The 14,392-nt window shown below is 42.4% G+C and carries 7 protein-coding genes and 1 pseudogene; 5 read left to right on the top strand and 3 right to left on the bottom strand.

Annotated elements, in window-relative coordinates:
* The first annotated feature begins 66 nt into the window (after nt 1–66).
* From ACWJAO_RS07600 to ACWJAO_RS07620, 5 genes and pseudogenes are all read left to right on the top strand, one after another.
* Complete coding sequence (locus ACWJAO_RS07600) at nt 67–1,146, top strand: cyclically-permuted mutarotase family protein (protein ID WP_264901783.1); 1,080 nt, start codon at nt 67–69, stop codon at nt 1,144–1,146.
* A 74-nt stretch (nt 1,147–1,220) separates the two neighbouring features.
* Nucleotides 1,221–1,370 (top strand): annotated as a pseudogene (locus tag ACWJAO_RS07605) (ROK family protein); the annotation flags it as partial.
* Between the two features lie 102 nt (nt 1,371–1,472).
* A complete protein-coding gene (gene nagB / locus ACWJAO_RS07610) occupies nt 1,473–2,264 on the top strand; it encodes a glucosamine-6-phosphate deaminase (RefSeq protein WP_144155680.1) in 792 nt (263 codons plus the stop codon).
* 67 nt (nt 2,265–2,331) lie between these two features.
* On the top strand, nt 2,332–4,323 hold the full coding sequence (locus ACWJAO_RS07615) for a glucosamine-6-phosphate deaminase (protein ID WP_449139806.1): 1,992 nt from the start codon (nt 2,332–2,334) through the stop codon (nt 4,321–4,323).
* Between the two features lie 32 nt (nt 4,324–4,355).
* On the top strand, nt 4,356–7,511 hold the full coding sequence (locus ACWJAO_RS07620) for a glycoside hydrolase family 2 TIM barrel-domain containing protein (RefSeq protein ID WP_449139807.1): 3,156 nt from the start codon (nt 4,356–4,358) through the stop codon (nt 7,509–7,511).
* 125 nt (nt 7,512–7,636) lie between these two features.
* Here ACWJAO_RS07620 and ACWJAO_RS07625 read toward each other — a convergent pair whose 3' ends face one another.
* The 3 genes from ACWJAO_RS07625 to ACWJAO_RS07635 all read right to left on the bottom strand — a co-directional run bounded on the left by ACWJAO_RS07625 (nt 7,637) and on the right by ACWJAO_RS07635 (nt 13,951).
* On the bottom strand, nt 7,637–9,199 hold the full coding sequence (locus tag ACWJAO_RS07625; protein WP_449139808.1) for an AAA family ATPase: 1,563 nt from the start codon (nt 9,197–9,199) through the stop codon (nt 7,637–7,639).
* Nucleotides 9,200–9,393: 194 nt separating this feature from the next.
* Nucleotides 9,394–10,851 carry a RagB/SusD family nutrient uptake outer membrane protein gene (locus ACWJAO_RS07630; RefSeq protein WP_449139809.1) on the bottom strand — a complete coding sequence of 486 codons (1,458 nt, stop codon included), beginning with the start codon at nt 10,849–10,851 and terminating at the stop codon, nt 9,394–9,396.
* Between the two features lie 22 nt (nt 10,852–10,873).
* Entirely contained in the window at nt 10,874–13,951 is a 3,078-nt protein-coding gene (locus ACWJAO_RS07635; RefSeq protein ID WP_449139810.1) for a SusC/RagA family TonB-linked outer membrane protein, read from the bottom strand.
* Between the last annotated feature and the right edge of the window lie 441 nt (nt 13,952–14,392).

A 14,392-nucleotide genomic window follows, 5' to 3' on the forward strand; every position in this document is an offset into this window, starting at 1 on the left:
CTTAAAATGAAGTGTATTACGTCGTTTTTAGTTTTATCTATAGCGGTAATTATAAATAGTTGTAGTATGATGAAATCAAATATTGAAACACAATTCTCAAATATAAAACTCATATCTGGCTTCCCCTCAGGGGAGGCCGGGTATGACCTAGGAGTCTCGGCCTGCTACGCTGGCTTCATTGGCGATTACCTCATTGTCGCAGGCGGCTGTAATTTTCCGGAGCCTGGTAAGAAAAAGTACTATTCAGGTATCTATGCCGCAAAGATAGCGGAAAATGTAGATTCTCTTAATTGGAAAATGATTGGTAATTTACCTGAACCAGCAGCCTATGGTGGAGTAGTAACTTTGGACGACAGTCTGATATTTATTGGTGGGTGCAATTCTGAACACAGTTTGCGAACCGTATTAAGTATCCAACTGGATAAGAAAGCAGATAAACCAATAATGCATTTTTTGCCAGTTTTACCATGTACAGTGGACAATAGTGGTGTGACAGTCATGGGAAATCAACTCTTTGTCGTTGGTGGTAATCAGGATGGACATCCGTCAAGTTCCTTACTCAGACTGGATATGGTAAAGAATAATAAGTGGATATATGAAAAACAAATGCCAGGTTATCCTAGAGTACAGCCCGTATGTGCTGCCAACAATGGTACTATCTATGTTTGGGGAGGTTTTTATGAAAATAGTGATTCTAGCGTTGTGTTCACATCTGGTTTGAGTTATGATCTCTTTGCAAAAAGATGGACATCGCTGACATCACCTAAAAACTTGCAGGGTAAGGAACTAACCTTGACTGGTGCTACGGCTATGATTGTGAATTCTTCTCCAAATACTTCCAAAGTGATCTGTGCTGGTGGGGTCAATCAAGAAATCTTCTTGGATGCCATTAGTGGAAAATATTCTCTTGTAGCAAAGGAGAATTATCTTAAGAAAGATATCGCGTGGTATCGTTTTAACGATTGCCTTTTGGCTTATGATTTGAACACAGAACAGTGGAATACTCCTGTAGCAGAAAGTCATTTGTTGGCACGGGCTGGTGCACAAGTAGCCTTACATGATAAAACTTTATATTATGTAGGAGGTGAATTAAAACCTGGACTTCGGTCTGCGGGGATTATTAGAGTTGATTTGATCACGAAATAAAAAGGATGAAAGTTGCAGATAGGTAACTGTTCTATAAAAAGGTAAAACCTGCTTTTAAATCATAAATATAAAGAAAAAACTTTGCAGAACTCACCCTCGGAACAGGCGTAGGATCGGCTATCGTGGCTAACGGACAGCTGATTTATGGTTGTGCCGGTTTTGCCGGTGAGTTGGGACACATGTTGGTGAATCTTGACGGAAGACCATGCGGCTGTGGCAGAGAGACTATCGGGTTCATTGCTGCGACAAAATTAGAATTGATTCAACAACAATAAATCAGTTAAATACATTATTTATAGTTAAAAAAATCATTAATACTAACGACTATGCGCGTAATTATTGAAAAAAAATATGATGAGCTGTCACGATGGGCTGCCAATCACGTAGTAGAGACAATCAACAAGTTTGCTCCAACAGCAGAGCGTCCATTCGTACTCGGTTTACCAACCGGTTCATCCCCAATGGGCATGTATGCAGCGCTTATAGAGGCTGTCAAGGAAGGCAAGGTTTCATTCAAGCACGTCATTACTTTCAACATGGATGAATACGTAGGTTTGCCAGAGTCTCATCCAGAGAGCTACCACTCATTCATGGCAAAGAATCTGTTCGATCACATCGATTGCCCTAAGGAGAACATCAATATTCTCAACGGTAATGCAGAAGACCTCGAGGCTGAGTGTGAACGCTATGAGCAGAAGATCAAGGATGCAGGCGGTATCGACCTCTTCATCGGCGGCATTGGTCCTGACGGTCACATCGCCTTCAATGAACCTTACTCTTCCCTCACCTCACGCACCCGTGTGAAAACTCTCACCACCGACACCCGCATCGCCAACTCACGCTTCTTCGGCAACGATCCAGAGGCTGTTCCTGCATTGGCTCTTACCGTAGGTGTAGGCACCGTGATGGATGCAAGAGAGGTGATGATTCTCTGCAATGGTCACAACAAAGCACAGGCTCTCCACGCTGCCATCGAAGGTCCTGTTACACAGGCTTGGACCATCAGCGCACTCCAGCTCCACAAGCACGGCATCATCATCTGTGATGAAATGGCTACAGACGAGTTGAAGGTGGGCACCTACCGCTATTTCAAGGACATCGAGAAGGACAATATCTAACAGACCACTCGACCGAGAAAAATCCAACATCATCAATATATATTACATTACATAAATATATTACGTTATGAGATTAAATCTTAGTTCACAAATTGTACTCAACAAGGTACCTGTGGAATTCTACAAGCCTAAAACGACCGTGGAATACTCTGAAATCTCCCACATGGAGAAAATTCATACCGATATCTTCGCGTCTGTAAGCGAAGGCTGTAGTCATATTGCCGATTCCATTGAGAAGGGCATTAAGACTGCCCAGCACGAAGGCAAATACTACGTGATGGCATTGGGCACAGGCCTCTCTGTCAATCCTGTATATGATGAATTGGTAAGCCGCTACGAGAAGAAGAATCTGAGCTTCCGCAATGTAGTGGTATTCAATGTCTACGAGTATTACCCACTCAGCAATGACAGTTCTATCCGCAGCATCAACCAGCTCAAGGAGCATTTTCTCGACCGCGTGGATATTACAGAACAGAATATCTTCACTCTCGATGGCTGCATTGCACAGGAAGCTGTACAGGACACCTGTCGCCTCTATGAGCAGCGCATCAAGACCTTCGGCGGTCTCGACGTAGCTATCCTCGGCATCGGCCGCATGGGTAATATCGCAGCCAACGAACCGGGTTCAAGCATCCAGTCGCTCACCCGTCTCATCCTCATCGGCAATATGTCACGCGAGGAGATGGAAAACAGCTTCAAGACCAAGGAGCAGGTTCCTCCATGTTCACTCACGATGGGTGTAGGTACTCTCCTGACAGCCAAGACCATATTCCTCACAGCATGGGGCGACGAAAAGTCTGAGATTATGCAAAAGGTGATAGAGGGCAACATCACAGACACCCTGCCTGCTACTTTCCTGCAGACGCACCCAGACGCACAGGTAGTATTAGATTTGAGCGCAGCTGCACATCTTACCCGCATTGAGCACCCTTGGTTGGTTTCATCATGCGAATGGACAGACAAATTGGTGCGTTCTGCACTGGTATGGCTCTGCCAGAAACTCGGTAAGCCTATCCTGAAGTTGACCAATAAGGATTATAATGAGAACGGACTGAGCGAGCTTCTGGCTCTCTATGGTTCTGCCTATAATGCCAATATCAAGATTTTCAATGATTTGCAGCATACCATTACCGGATGGCCAGGTGGTAAGCCGAATGCCGATGATACCTATCGTCCGGAGCGTGCAACACCATTCCCTAAGAAGGTTATCGTGTTCTCTCCACACCCAGATGATGATGTTATCTCAATGGGAGGAACCATCCGTCGACTGGTACAGCAGAACCACGATGTGCATATAGCTTACGAAACATCAGGAAACATTGCTGTGGGTGATGAGGAAGTAACAAGATTCATGCACTTTATCAATGGTTTCAACCAGCTTTTTGCAGACTCAAAAGACAGCATCATCTCTAATAAATATAAGGAAATCAAGACCTTCTTTGCCAAGAAGAAGGAGAGTGACTTCGATACAAGAGATATCCTGACCATCAAGGGATTGATTCGCCGTGGTGAGGCTCGTACCGCTTGTACCTATAATGATATTCCGCTTGACCATGTCCACTTCCTCGACCTGCCATTCTATGAGAGCGGCAAGATAGAGAAGTTGCCTATGACCGAGAAGGATGTAGAGATAGTGAGAGCTCTGTTGCAGAAGGTGCAGCCGCATCAGATTTATGTAGCCGGCGACCTTGCTGACCCTCACGGAACCCACAAGAAGTGTACCGATGCCGTTCTGGCAGCTATCGACGAAGAGAAGAAAGCGGGTGCAGAATGGTTGAAGGATTGCCGCATCTGGATGTATCGTGGTGCCTGGGCAGAATGGGAGATTGAGAATATCGAAATGTGTGTTCCATTGAGCCCTGAGGAGTTGCGGGCAAAGCGTAACTCTATCCTCAAGCATCAGTCGCAGATGGAGAGTGCTCCTTTCTTGGGTAATGATGAGCGCCTGTTCTGGCAGAGAGCCGAGGACCGTAACCGTGCTACAGCATCGCTCTACGACCAGTTGGGTCTGGCATGCTATGAGGCCATGGAGGCTTTCGTGGAGTACAAGCCATTGTAAAACCTGTTTTTAAATCATAAATATTCATGAATATGAACAAAAGAAATTTCATGTTTCTTGCCCTATTGGGTTCCATGGTTCTTTATGGTCATGGCGAAGTAAGGGCGCAAGATGCCAGCAGATGGCATAATGTAGATGTCAATCAGCAGAATCGTGCTCCTCGCCGTGCTGCGTTCTTTGCTTTCGAGAATCAGGATAAGGCTCAGGCTTTCGAGAAGAAAAAATCTGCCAACTACCTTTCTATGGAAGGCACTTGGAAATTTAATTTCGTCAAGGACTACAACAAGCGTCCTGCCAATTTTTTCGCTGCCAACTTTGATGATTCTCAATGGAAGGATTTTCCAGTACCTGGCTTGTTTGAACTGAATGGCTATGGCGACGCTACCTATAAGAATATCGGTTATGCCTGGGCTACCCAGTTTGACCCAAATCCTCCTTATATCAGCGAACTCAACAACTATACGGGTTCCTATCGCCGCACCTTTGACCTGCCTAAAGACTGGAAGGGCAAGGATGTATATTTCCATGTAGGTTCTGCTACCAGCAATTTGACTCTCTGGGTGAATGGCAAGTATGTGGGATATAGCGAAGACAGCAAGGTGGCTGCCGAGTTTAATATCTCCAAATATCTGAAACCAGGCAAAAACCTCATTGCCATGCAGGTGATGCGCTGGTGTGATGGTTCTTATTTTGAGGATCAGGACTTCTGGCGTTTTACAGGAATTGCCCGTGAGGTATATCTCTATGCCCGTCCGAAAGTTCATGCAGCCGATATCCGTCTGGATGCAGGTTTGGAAAATCAATACCGGGATGGTGTCCTGAACTATCAGGTAGCCTTGAAGGGTGGTAAGGCTAATGTTACTCTTACATTGTGTGATAAGGATGGCAAGAAGATTACTGAGGCTTCTGGTGTACAGGGTACTATCAAGGTGCCTGCGGTGAAGGCATGGACTGCAGAAACACCTTATTTATATAAGGCATTCATCACTTTGAAAAACAAGCAGGGAGTATCGGAGGTCATTCCTCAAAAGATAGGTTTCCGCAATGTGGAAATCAAGAATGCACAACTCCTGGTCAATGGAAAGCCTGTCCTAATCAAGGGTGCTAACCGTCATGAAATGGATCCTGATGGTGGCTATGTGGTCAGTGTGGAGCGCATGATTCAGGATATTAAGATTATGAAGCAGTTGAATATCAACGCTGTTCGTACCTGTCATTATCCTGATGATCCTCGCTGGTATGACCTCTGTGATGAATATGGAATCTATGTGACTGCCGAGGCAAACCTTGAATCTCATGGTATGGGATATGGTGAGAAATCTCTCGCCAAGTTCCCTGAATACCTCCAGACTCATATCGAGCGTAACGAGGGTAATGTGAAGACTTTCATCAACCATCCTTCCATCATCGTATGGAGTTTGGGTAATGAGGGTGGCTATGGCATCAACTTCGAGAAGGCCTATGACTGGGTGAAAGCCTATGATCAGACTCGTCCTGTGCAGTATGAGCGTGGTGGATATGACAGTAAGACCGATATTCATTGTCCGATGTACATCGACTACGAGGAGAGTGAGAAATATTGCAAGAGTGATGGCGTAAAACCTTATATCCAATGTGAGTATGCTCATGCGATGGGTAACTCAGAGGGCGGTTTCAAGGAGTACTGGGATCTGATTCGCAAATATCCTAAGTATCAGGGTGGATACATCTGGGACTTTGTAGATCAGGGTCTGCGTGACAAGAGTCCGATTACAGGCAAGGAAATCTTTACCTATGGTGGCGACTATGGGCGTTATCCTGCCAGTGACTACAACTTCAATTGCAATGGTATTATTGCTCCAGACCGCCGTTTGAATCCGCATGCCTACGAAATCCAGTATTGGCATCAGAATGTATGGATCAAGGATCTGGATGCCGTGAATGGTGCTTTCAATATCTATAATGAGAATTTCTTCAAGAATATTGACGACCTGCACCTTACTGCAACTATCTATGCCAATGGCGTGAAGTTATCTACTGTTGAGATTCCTGAGACTAAGGGTATTGCTCCTCAGACAACTAAAATGGTGAAGAGTGATGCTTTGAAGTATGCTATTGCTGAAGCAGAGACTGAACACGGTAAGGAGGAGATTACAGTCAATTTTGCCTTTGCCAGCGATGGTACAGAACCATTGGTAAAGAAAGGACAGGTGATAGCCCGCCAGCAGTTTGTCATCAATGAATATCAGTTTGATAAGGTAGATACTCCTATTGCAACGACTTCTACTAAGATTTCTGGTAAGAAAGGGAAACTCCAGAGTACTAGCAATATAGAGGTAGAAGAAACCAATAGCTATGTGAAGGTTTCTGCCAAGAGAATGTCGGTTACTATAGGCAAGAAGACGGGTTTGATAGACTATCTTGACGTGGACGGTGAGCCTATCTTAAAATTCCGCGAGAGCATGAAGCCTGAATTCTGGCGTGCTCCTACTGATAATGATTATGGTGCTTCTTTGCAGAAGGAGTTGAAGGTATGGAAAAATCCTGTAATGAACTTGAAGTCATTCGACAAGAGTGAGATGAAGGATAGTGTTGTTTTGACGGCTACCTTTGAAATGCCTGAGGTGAAGGCTGAGTTGGTACTTCGTTATCGCATCAATGCGGTAGGTGAGGTTTCTGTTACCGAGAAGATGACCACGGATAAAGCAGCTAAGATAGCTGACTTGTTCCGATATGGTATGGTATTGGATTTGCCTGCATCATTCTCTAAGTTGGAGTATTATGGCCGTGGTCCGGAGGAGAATTATATCGACCGTCATTCTTCTACCTTTATTGGCAAATATGAGTCGGATGTAAAGGATGAGTATTATCCTTATATTCGTCCTCAGGAGAGTGGCAACCATACAGATATCCGTTACTTCTCCATCTTCAATCCTGCATCAGGCAAGGGTATTACTTTCGAGGGTTATGCTCCGATGGAGTGCAGTGCCATTCCTTATTCTATTGAGGATTTGGATTCTGGCGATAAAAAGGAGCATGCTTGGGGACAGCATAGCGGTGATTTGGTTGACAAGGGTTTGACACAGGTACATATCCAGCAGCGCCAGTACGGTTTAGGTTGCATCGACAGCTGGATGTCTAAGCCTATGGAGAAATACCGCATGCATTATGGCGACCGCGAATTCCGCTTCGTCATCAAGGCAAAGTAGTTTTAACATGAAGAATTCTTTTTTTGTACGTGAATAGGGTTAGATTGTGCGGTGCTTTCCTGCAGATTTGTAGGCGGCACCGCTTTTCTGTTTCTGTGCGTTTTGTACATGCTTATCCTCTATATTTACCCTTCTACTATCTTCCATTCACCAATGGTTCGCTTCTGGCTGTCGTAGTTGATTCCTACTTTTACCATTCGTTTGCCGCCAGCTGAATAAGGAATGAGATAGCCTTTGTCATCAATCTGTTGCAAAGCTTCCTCAGCCGTCTTATCAAACTTCAATTCCATCACATAGATTGTATCCGGCATGTGAAGCACGGCATCTGCTCTGCCTATTGCACTATCCTCCTCCACCAAGATGTAAGCACCCATCAAATTAAAAATGAGATAAAAGACCGTTTGGAAGTCCTTCTCGTTCTTGTTGGCAAGTCGATTGGAGATACTGGCGAGATAAGCCTGCATTTTCTGCAAAGCACCATCCATATTATTGTTATATAGTTGCTCCAAAAAGTCGAAGATGAAACTATTATTGTTCAACGATATTGGAGAGAGATAGTTAGGAGCCAAGGAACGAACCATCCCTACACGCACTTCCTTGTTTGGATAATCCAGCTGATAACTCTGCAAGATAGGGTTATACTTCTTGATGGTAAGATACCCGCTCTGATAAAGCAATGGTAAAGCAGAAGTCATCTGCTCAGGAGAGACATCGAAATCATCCACCCCTACGGATTTCTGTTCTATATCCATCACCCCCACATGATGTTTGCGTAAAGTGTTGATAATGTATGCAGGAGTACCTGAACTAAACCAATAAGCTGCTATCTCCTTACTTCTCAACGCTTTAACCAGACTAAACGGATTAAACACATCTTCTGATTTTTTACTGAAATGATAACCATCATAATATGAACTCAACTCGGCAACCGTTTCATCAAAAGTTTTTCCCAAAGACTTGGCTAGCAACTCAACATCAGGCTTCATCGCCGTCAGTAGTTCAGTCTTGCTGATACCACAGATAGCAGAATACTGATCGAACATGCTGATATTATCCAAATTATTGATCTCGCTAAAGATACTCAACTGAGAGAACTTGGTGATACCCGTGATAAAGGTAAATTCCAGCCAAGGGTCGAGATATTTCAATGGGCTATAGAACTTCCTCATAACCAAGCGCAATGGCATCAAACTTTCCTTCTCATGTACGACATCCAAGAGAGGAGCATCATATTCGTCTATCAAAACGACCACCTTTTGACCCGTCTTCTTATAGGCACGCTTTACCAAAGACTGCAAACGCTGGCTCGGCTGCACCGCCAATTCGTCACGTCCATAGACCTGCTCGTATTCTGAAAGCATGTAGCCCAGCATCTCTTCTAACCCTTCGGGTGTCTGATTTTTGGCAGTACTCATGTCGAAGTGAAGAACAGGATGCTTCACCCATTCTTTCTCATATTCGCCAAGTGCCAAACCATCAAACAGTTCCTTCCTGCCCTCATAATATGCCTGGAGCGTAGAGACAAAAAGCGACTTACCGAATCGTCTTGGACGACTCAGAAACACATATTTAGAACCATTACGCAAGAAATCGACAATATACCTTGTCTTATCTACGTACACATAATTACCCTCTCGTATATCAGAGAAAGTTTGCATTCCTACTGGGTATTTTCTTATCTCTTCCATAGCCATATTTCTTTAGACGGTGCGAAGTTACGAATAAAATATCAGATACGCAAATAAAAAGACAAAAAAAGAGAGGCGAGCTTCACAGCCAGCCTCTCCCGAGAGATTTATAGAAAATGCCACTCATGGCATTCCTATATCTTGATTAAAAATATTATCAAAATCTATGAAACTTAGCTTATCCTTTTGCAATATTAATACTTAGGATTCTGCTGCAGTTCCTTATTGTAGTCGCGCTCAGCCTGAGGAATTGGTAAAATCGTACGATAATCGTTATATTTGATTTCTACCTCATTGCTACTTGTTACACTCTGGTGATTACGCCAATATGCATAAGTTATCTGGTTCTCGCAGAACAACTCAATCTCATATTGATGAAGAATATCCTGAAGAGTTACAGATGTAACATCCTCATATCCTTCAATACGATTTTTCTGAATAGCATTGATGTATTTAGCTGCGGCAGCACTTGTTCCAGTCAAAGTGTATGAACCAGGATTGTCAATGTGCCACTGAGCCTCTGCAGCAATCAAATAAACCTCAGAAAGACGAATAATCTTTGGATTATTTACGTAGATATTAGCATTCTGACCAGGATACTTGGCAGGATAATAACCTGCTGCAGCCGCATACACTTTAGCATCTGTCTGATCTTTAATCAAACGAGAACGTATGTCTTTTGGATGAGTAGAAAGATACTTATACAAATAGCCCTTAGTATTGAAAGCGCACTCAGGATAACCTGTTGCATCTGTATAATAGCCAGGACCATAACGCTGAGCATTATACTCAGAAGAAAGTTTCATCTCAAAAAGAGACTCTGCTGCGCCTTCGCTAGCCCATGAAGAAATATAATTACTTCTTGAAAGAAGTTCCAATGCGGAATTCTTGTCATTGGAATAGTCTATTACCTCCTTAGCATCAGCGAGAGCCTTGGTGTATTCACCAGCATAAAGGTAAGCACGAGCACGAAGAGCCAAAGCTGCATAATAGTTAAAGTAACCTACATCAGAAGTTTTGCTCAGCAAAGGAAGTGCATCGGTAAACTGCTGAATAATGTAGTCGTAAGTTGTTTTCAAATCAGTACGAACGCCCTTATAACCCTGTGGGAAAGTTTTGTCTGCCAAAACCAAGCCCAAAGAGTTTGAAGGATTATCCACTGTTGTTGGAATGTAACAGAACATACGAGCCAAGTCGAAATGCAGCAAACCACGCCAAGCAATCAACTGACCTTTGAGATTGTCAATTGTAGCCTGTTTACCTTCCACATTAGGAACAGCTTCCAAAGCACTGTTTACATTTGACAATGCCTTATAGAAAATCTGATAACCTGCATCAGGATATGTTCCGTTAGGAGAATAAACATATTGACGGATTTCATCTGTCTGTCCCTGTGAAGAAGGAGCCATGAAATCGTTAGTACGCAAATCACCAAAAAGAGTAAACTCAGAGGCGTATGACATTTTATCATAACCAACCAAAGAACCAGAGAGGACATAGCCAATACCATTGACGGCATTCTGCAAATCAGAAGTACTCTTAATAGCAGAGTTGGCAGGTAGTTCTGTAGAAGGTTCTCTATCGAGGAAGTCGCTGCATGAAGAGAACATCATGCTTGCAGCAATACCCAATACTAAATATATCTTTTTCATATTTATAATCTTCTATTATTGTTTAAAAACTGAAATTGAGACCGAACAGGAACTGACGTGTTGTTGGAGTATCAGTCTGACGATAACCATTGACATCTACATCTGGATCCAAATCCTTGGCTGCATTGTAAATCAAGAAAGGATTGGTTGCACGGAAATAAACGCGCAAATTGCTGATATACTTCTTGAAATATGGCACAGTCCAACCAATAGTAATATCGCGCATACGAATGTTATCTGTAGAGATAATTTCACGTGAAGAGAACTTATCTGAACGATAAGGATTACTCATAATTGGCTTAGGGAACTCTGCTACATCACCTGGCTTTTTCCAATAATTACCTGCTACACGCTTAGACATATTGAATGTGCCCATACGAACACCATCGCTATAAGTCAAGAAGTAACCTGGATAATCGAACAAATCACCACCAAACTGATAAGAAATCATGAATGAAAGATCAAAGTCCTTGTAACGGAAAGTATTGGTCATACCACCAATCCAATCAGGAACACCTTTACCGACAATAGTTTTGCCTGCCTTTGAATACTCAGGTGTTACACCCTTAGACTCATCCTCTGGGTCTATCCAGAATTCCATCAAACCAGTCTCAGAGTTTACACCCTTAGCTTTTGGCAAATAGAATGTATGCATAGACTCACCCTCACGAAGCAAGTACATATTACCATCACCATACTGAACATCGTCACCATTAGGCAACTTGTTTACCTTGATGCTCTGCTTTGTCAAATTGAAATCTGTTGTCCAAGAGAAATCGTTGGTACGAATATTCTGAGAACTGATAGAGAACTCAAGACCCTGGTTCTTCAACTCACCAATATTATTCCAATAACTATTGAAACCAGTTACGTATGATACTGGCATCTGGAAAAGAAGGTCTTTTGTCAACTTGTTGTAATAATCGAAAGTCAATGTAACACGATTATACAAAGTCCAATCCAAACCGATATTGAAGTTGTGAGATTTTTCCCAACTCAACTTTTCGTTAGCCATCTGACCCCAGAAAATTGCTGGCTGTGAGCCATAACCACCGGAAGTAGAATATGTACCCATATAACCATAATAATCTGTAGGCAGGTTACCATTAGTACCATAAGAAAGACGAAGCTTCAAATCGCTGAACAAATCATTGTCCTTCAAGAATTCCTCACTGCTGATACGCCAAGCACCAGATACAGAGAAGAAGTCAGACCAACGGTTGTCTGATGCCAAACGTGAAGAACCATCACGACGATAACTTGCAGAGAAATAGTACTTATTATCATAGTTGTAGTTTAAGCTACCCAACCATGACATCATTGCAGCAGTATTGCTCATGCTGGAGTTGCTATTAGACTGGCCATTAGACAACTCTGGCAATGCAGCTGCATAATTCTGAGCAGAAGCATACAATATCAACAGGTCGCGCTTCTCTGTCTCAAAACCAGCCATTGCAGCAAGATTATGCTTACCAAATGAATGATTATAATTCAATGTTGTAGAAGAAGTAAGAGTCTTACTTGTATAAACGCTACGAGAACCAATACCATTCTGAGCCTTACCATTTACACTCTTTGGAGCCCAGAACTCGCGGATACTGTTGCTCATATAGTCGAAACCAAAGACTGAACGTAAAGTCAAATCGTATGGCAACTTCAATTCACCTTCAACATTAGTCAAACTACGCATCAATTCTGCATCCAATGTCTCTGAACGATCGCCCTGATCTTTTACATCACCAAACATCAAGTTTGGATTAGAGATTGTAGATGAGAAAGAAGCACTTGCATTATATGAACCATCTTCATTCTTTACCTTGGCAGTAGGGTCCATTGAGAAAAGAACAGACATTGGTGAACTTGTACCAAATCCCTGTTTCTGGTCACCCTGATCACGGAAACCAGAAGTATTGGTAAATGAAAGCATTTCCTTTGCAGAAACCTTGAACCAGTCTGTTACTTTATGTTCCAAATTCAAACGACCACTATAACGGTCAAAAGAACTACCCTTTACAGTACCATTCACCTTATTATAGCCAAAGCTGGTGAAAAATTTCGTACGGTCATTACCACCATCAATAGAAATCTGATGGTCTGTGGTGAAACCTGTGCGGTAAATTTCCTTAAACCAGTCAGTTGTCTCATTAGAATCATAATTATTAAAATAACCAGATTTAATTTCTGCTAAAGCAGCTGAAGAAGCATCCATACCAGGATAATATATATTCAATACATTTGGATACATTTCAAAATAGTTCTTGACTGCATCAGTCCAATACTCCTTCAACTCAGCACTATTCATGGTCTCGAATGCACTCTTTTTGGCAATATTACTCCAACCCATCTGCATATCATAGTTGACATGTGTCTTACCTTCCTTACCTCTCTTGGTAGTAATGATAATGACACCATTGGCTGCACGAGAACCATAGAGTGAAGATGCAGCAGCATCCTTCAATACGGTCATGCTTTCAATATCATTTGGGTTGATAGAAGACAAAATAGACTGAGAACGGGTATGACCACCAGCATTTTCCATATCACTATTTGATACAGGAACACCATCAATGACAAACAAAGGCTGAGTAGAGCCATTGATAGAACCAATACCACGAATCAAAATACTCTGGTCAGAACCTGGGTCACCTGTAGAAGCACCAAGATTGACACCAGCCATTTTACCCTCGAGTGACTTAACAAGTGAAGACTTTGCTGCAGACATATCCTTGTCCTTCATTACAGCTGCAGAACCTGTAAAGGAAGCCTTAGTGGTTGTACCATAAGCTACAACTACGACCTCGTCCAGGGTTTTGTTATCAGAAGTCAAAGCAATCTTCATGTTAGAACTTGCTTTAACAGTTTGTGGATTCATACCTATATAGGTAATCTCCAACTTGGAGCCGGCTGGAACATTCAAACTGAAGTTTCCATCGACGTCCGTAACAGTACCCGTATTAGTACCAGCTACTTTGATTGATGCGCCAATAACAGGCTCACCATCCTCTGAAGCTACTACCTTACCGGTAACAGATGTTTGGGCAAAGGCTACTCCACAACTGAGAATTGCCCCCCCCACAAATAAAGCGATTCTTTTAAACATAATCTCTCTCTTTATTAGATAATAATTTATAAATTTATAATAATCGGCTGCAAAATTAGATTATTTTTCGGATATTTGCAAATATTTTGAAAGAAAAATTTAATAACGCACATAAAAAAGTCAGTTTTTAACACTTTCACCTTACCATATTGCTGCAAAATGAATATTATTGCTACAATAAGACAACGATTTGTAAGAACAGAAACAATAAGGTTCTTAAGTTATCTATACCGACATCTGACGGGTAGAGCGTATTGCTTAAATACGTAGAACAAATAGATTAAGTACGTGTCGGTTCGTTTCACAGGGTGAAACGAAGTGTTTCTCCGCTTGAAACAAACAGTTTCATGGTATAAAACAAAATGTTTCATACCATGAAACCGTAACCGTGGTCCATTGAAGCTTTTTCAACAATGATATGCAGTATGTGATAGAGTGTAG

It is taken from the genome of Segatella sp. (assembly GCF_977051555.1).

Excerpts from the sequence above, each read along its gene's own strand:
- ACWJAO_RS07600 (WP_264901783.1), top strand. The coding sequence starts at position 67 with ATGATGAAATCAAATATTGAAACACAATTCTCAAATATAAAACTCATA.
- nagB (WP_144155680.1), top strand. The coding sequence starts at position 1,473 with ATGCGCGTAATTATTGAAAAAAAATATGATGAGCTGTCACGATGGGCT.
- ACWJAO_RS07615 (WP_449139806.1), top strand. The coding sequence starts at position 2,332 with ATGAGATTAAATCTTAGTTCACAAATTGTACTCAACAAGGTACCTGTG.
- ACWJAO_RS07620 (WP_449139807.1), top strand. The coding sequence starts at position 4,356 with ATGAACAAAAGAAATTTCATGTTTCTTGCCCTATTGGGTTCCATGGTT.
- ACWJAO_RS07625 (WP_449139808.1), bottom strand. The coding sequence starts at position 9,199 with ATGGAAGAGATAAGAAAATACCCAGTAGGAATGCAAACTTTCTCTGAT.
- ACWJAO_RS07630 (WP_449139809.1), bottom strand. The coding sequence starts at position 10,851 with ATGAAAAAGATATATTTAGTATTGGGTATTGCTGCAAGCATGATGTTC.
- ACWJAO_RS07635 (WP_449139810.1), bottom strand. The coding sequence starts at position 13,951 with ATGTTTAAAAGAATCGCTTTATTTGTGGGGGGGGCAATTCTCAGTTGT.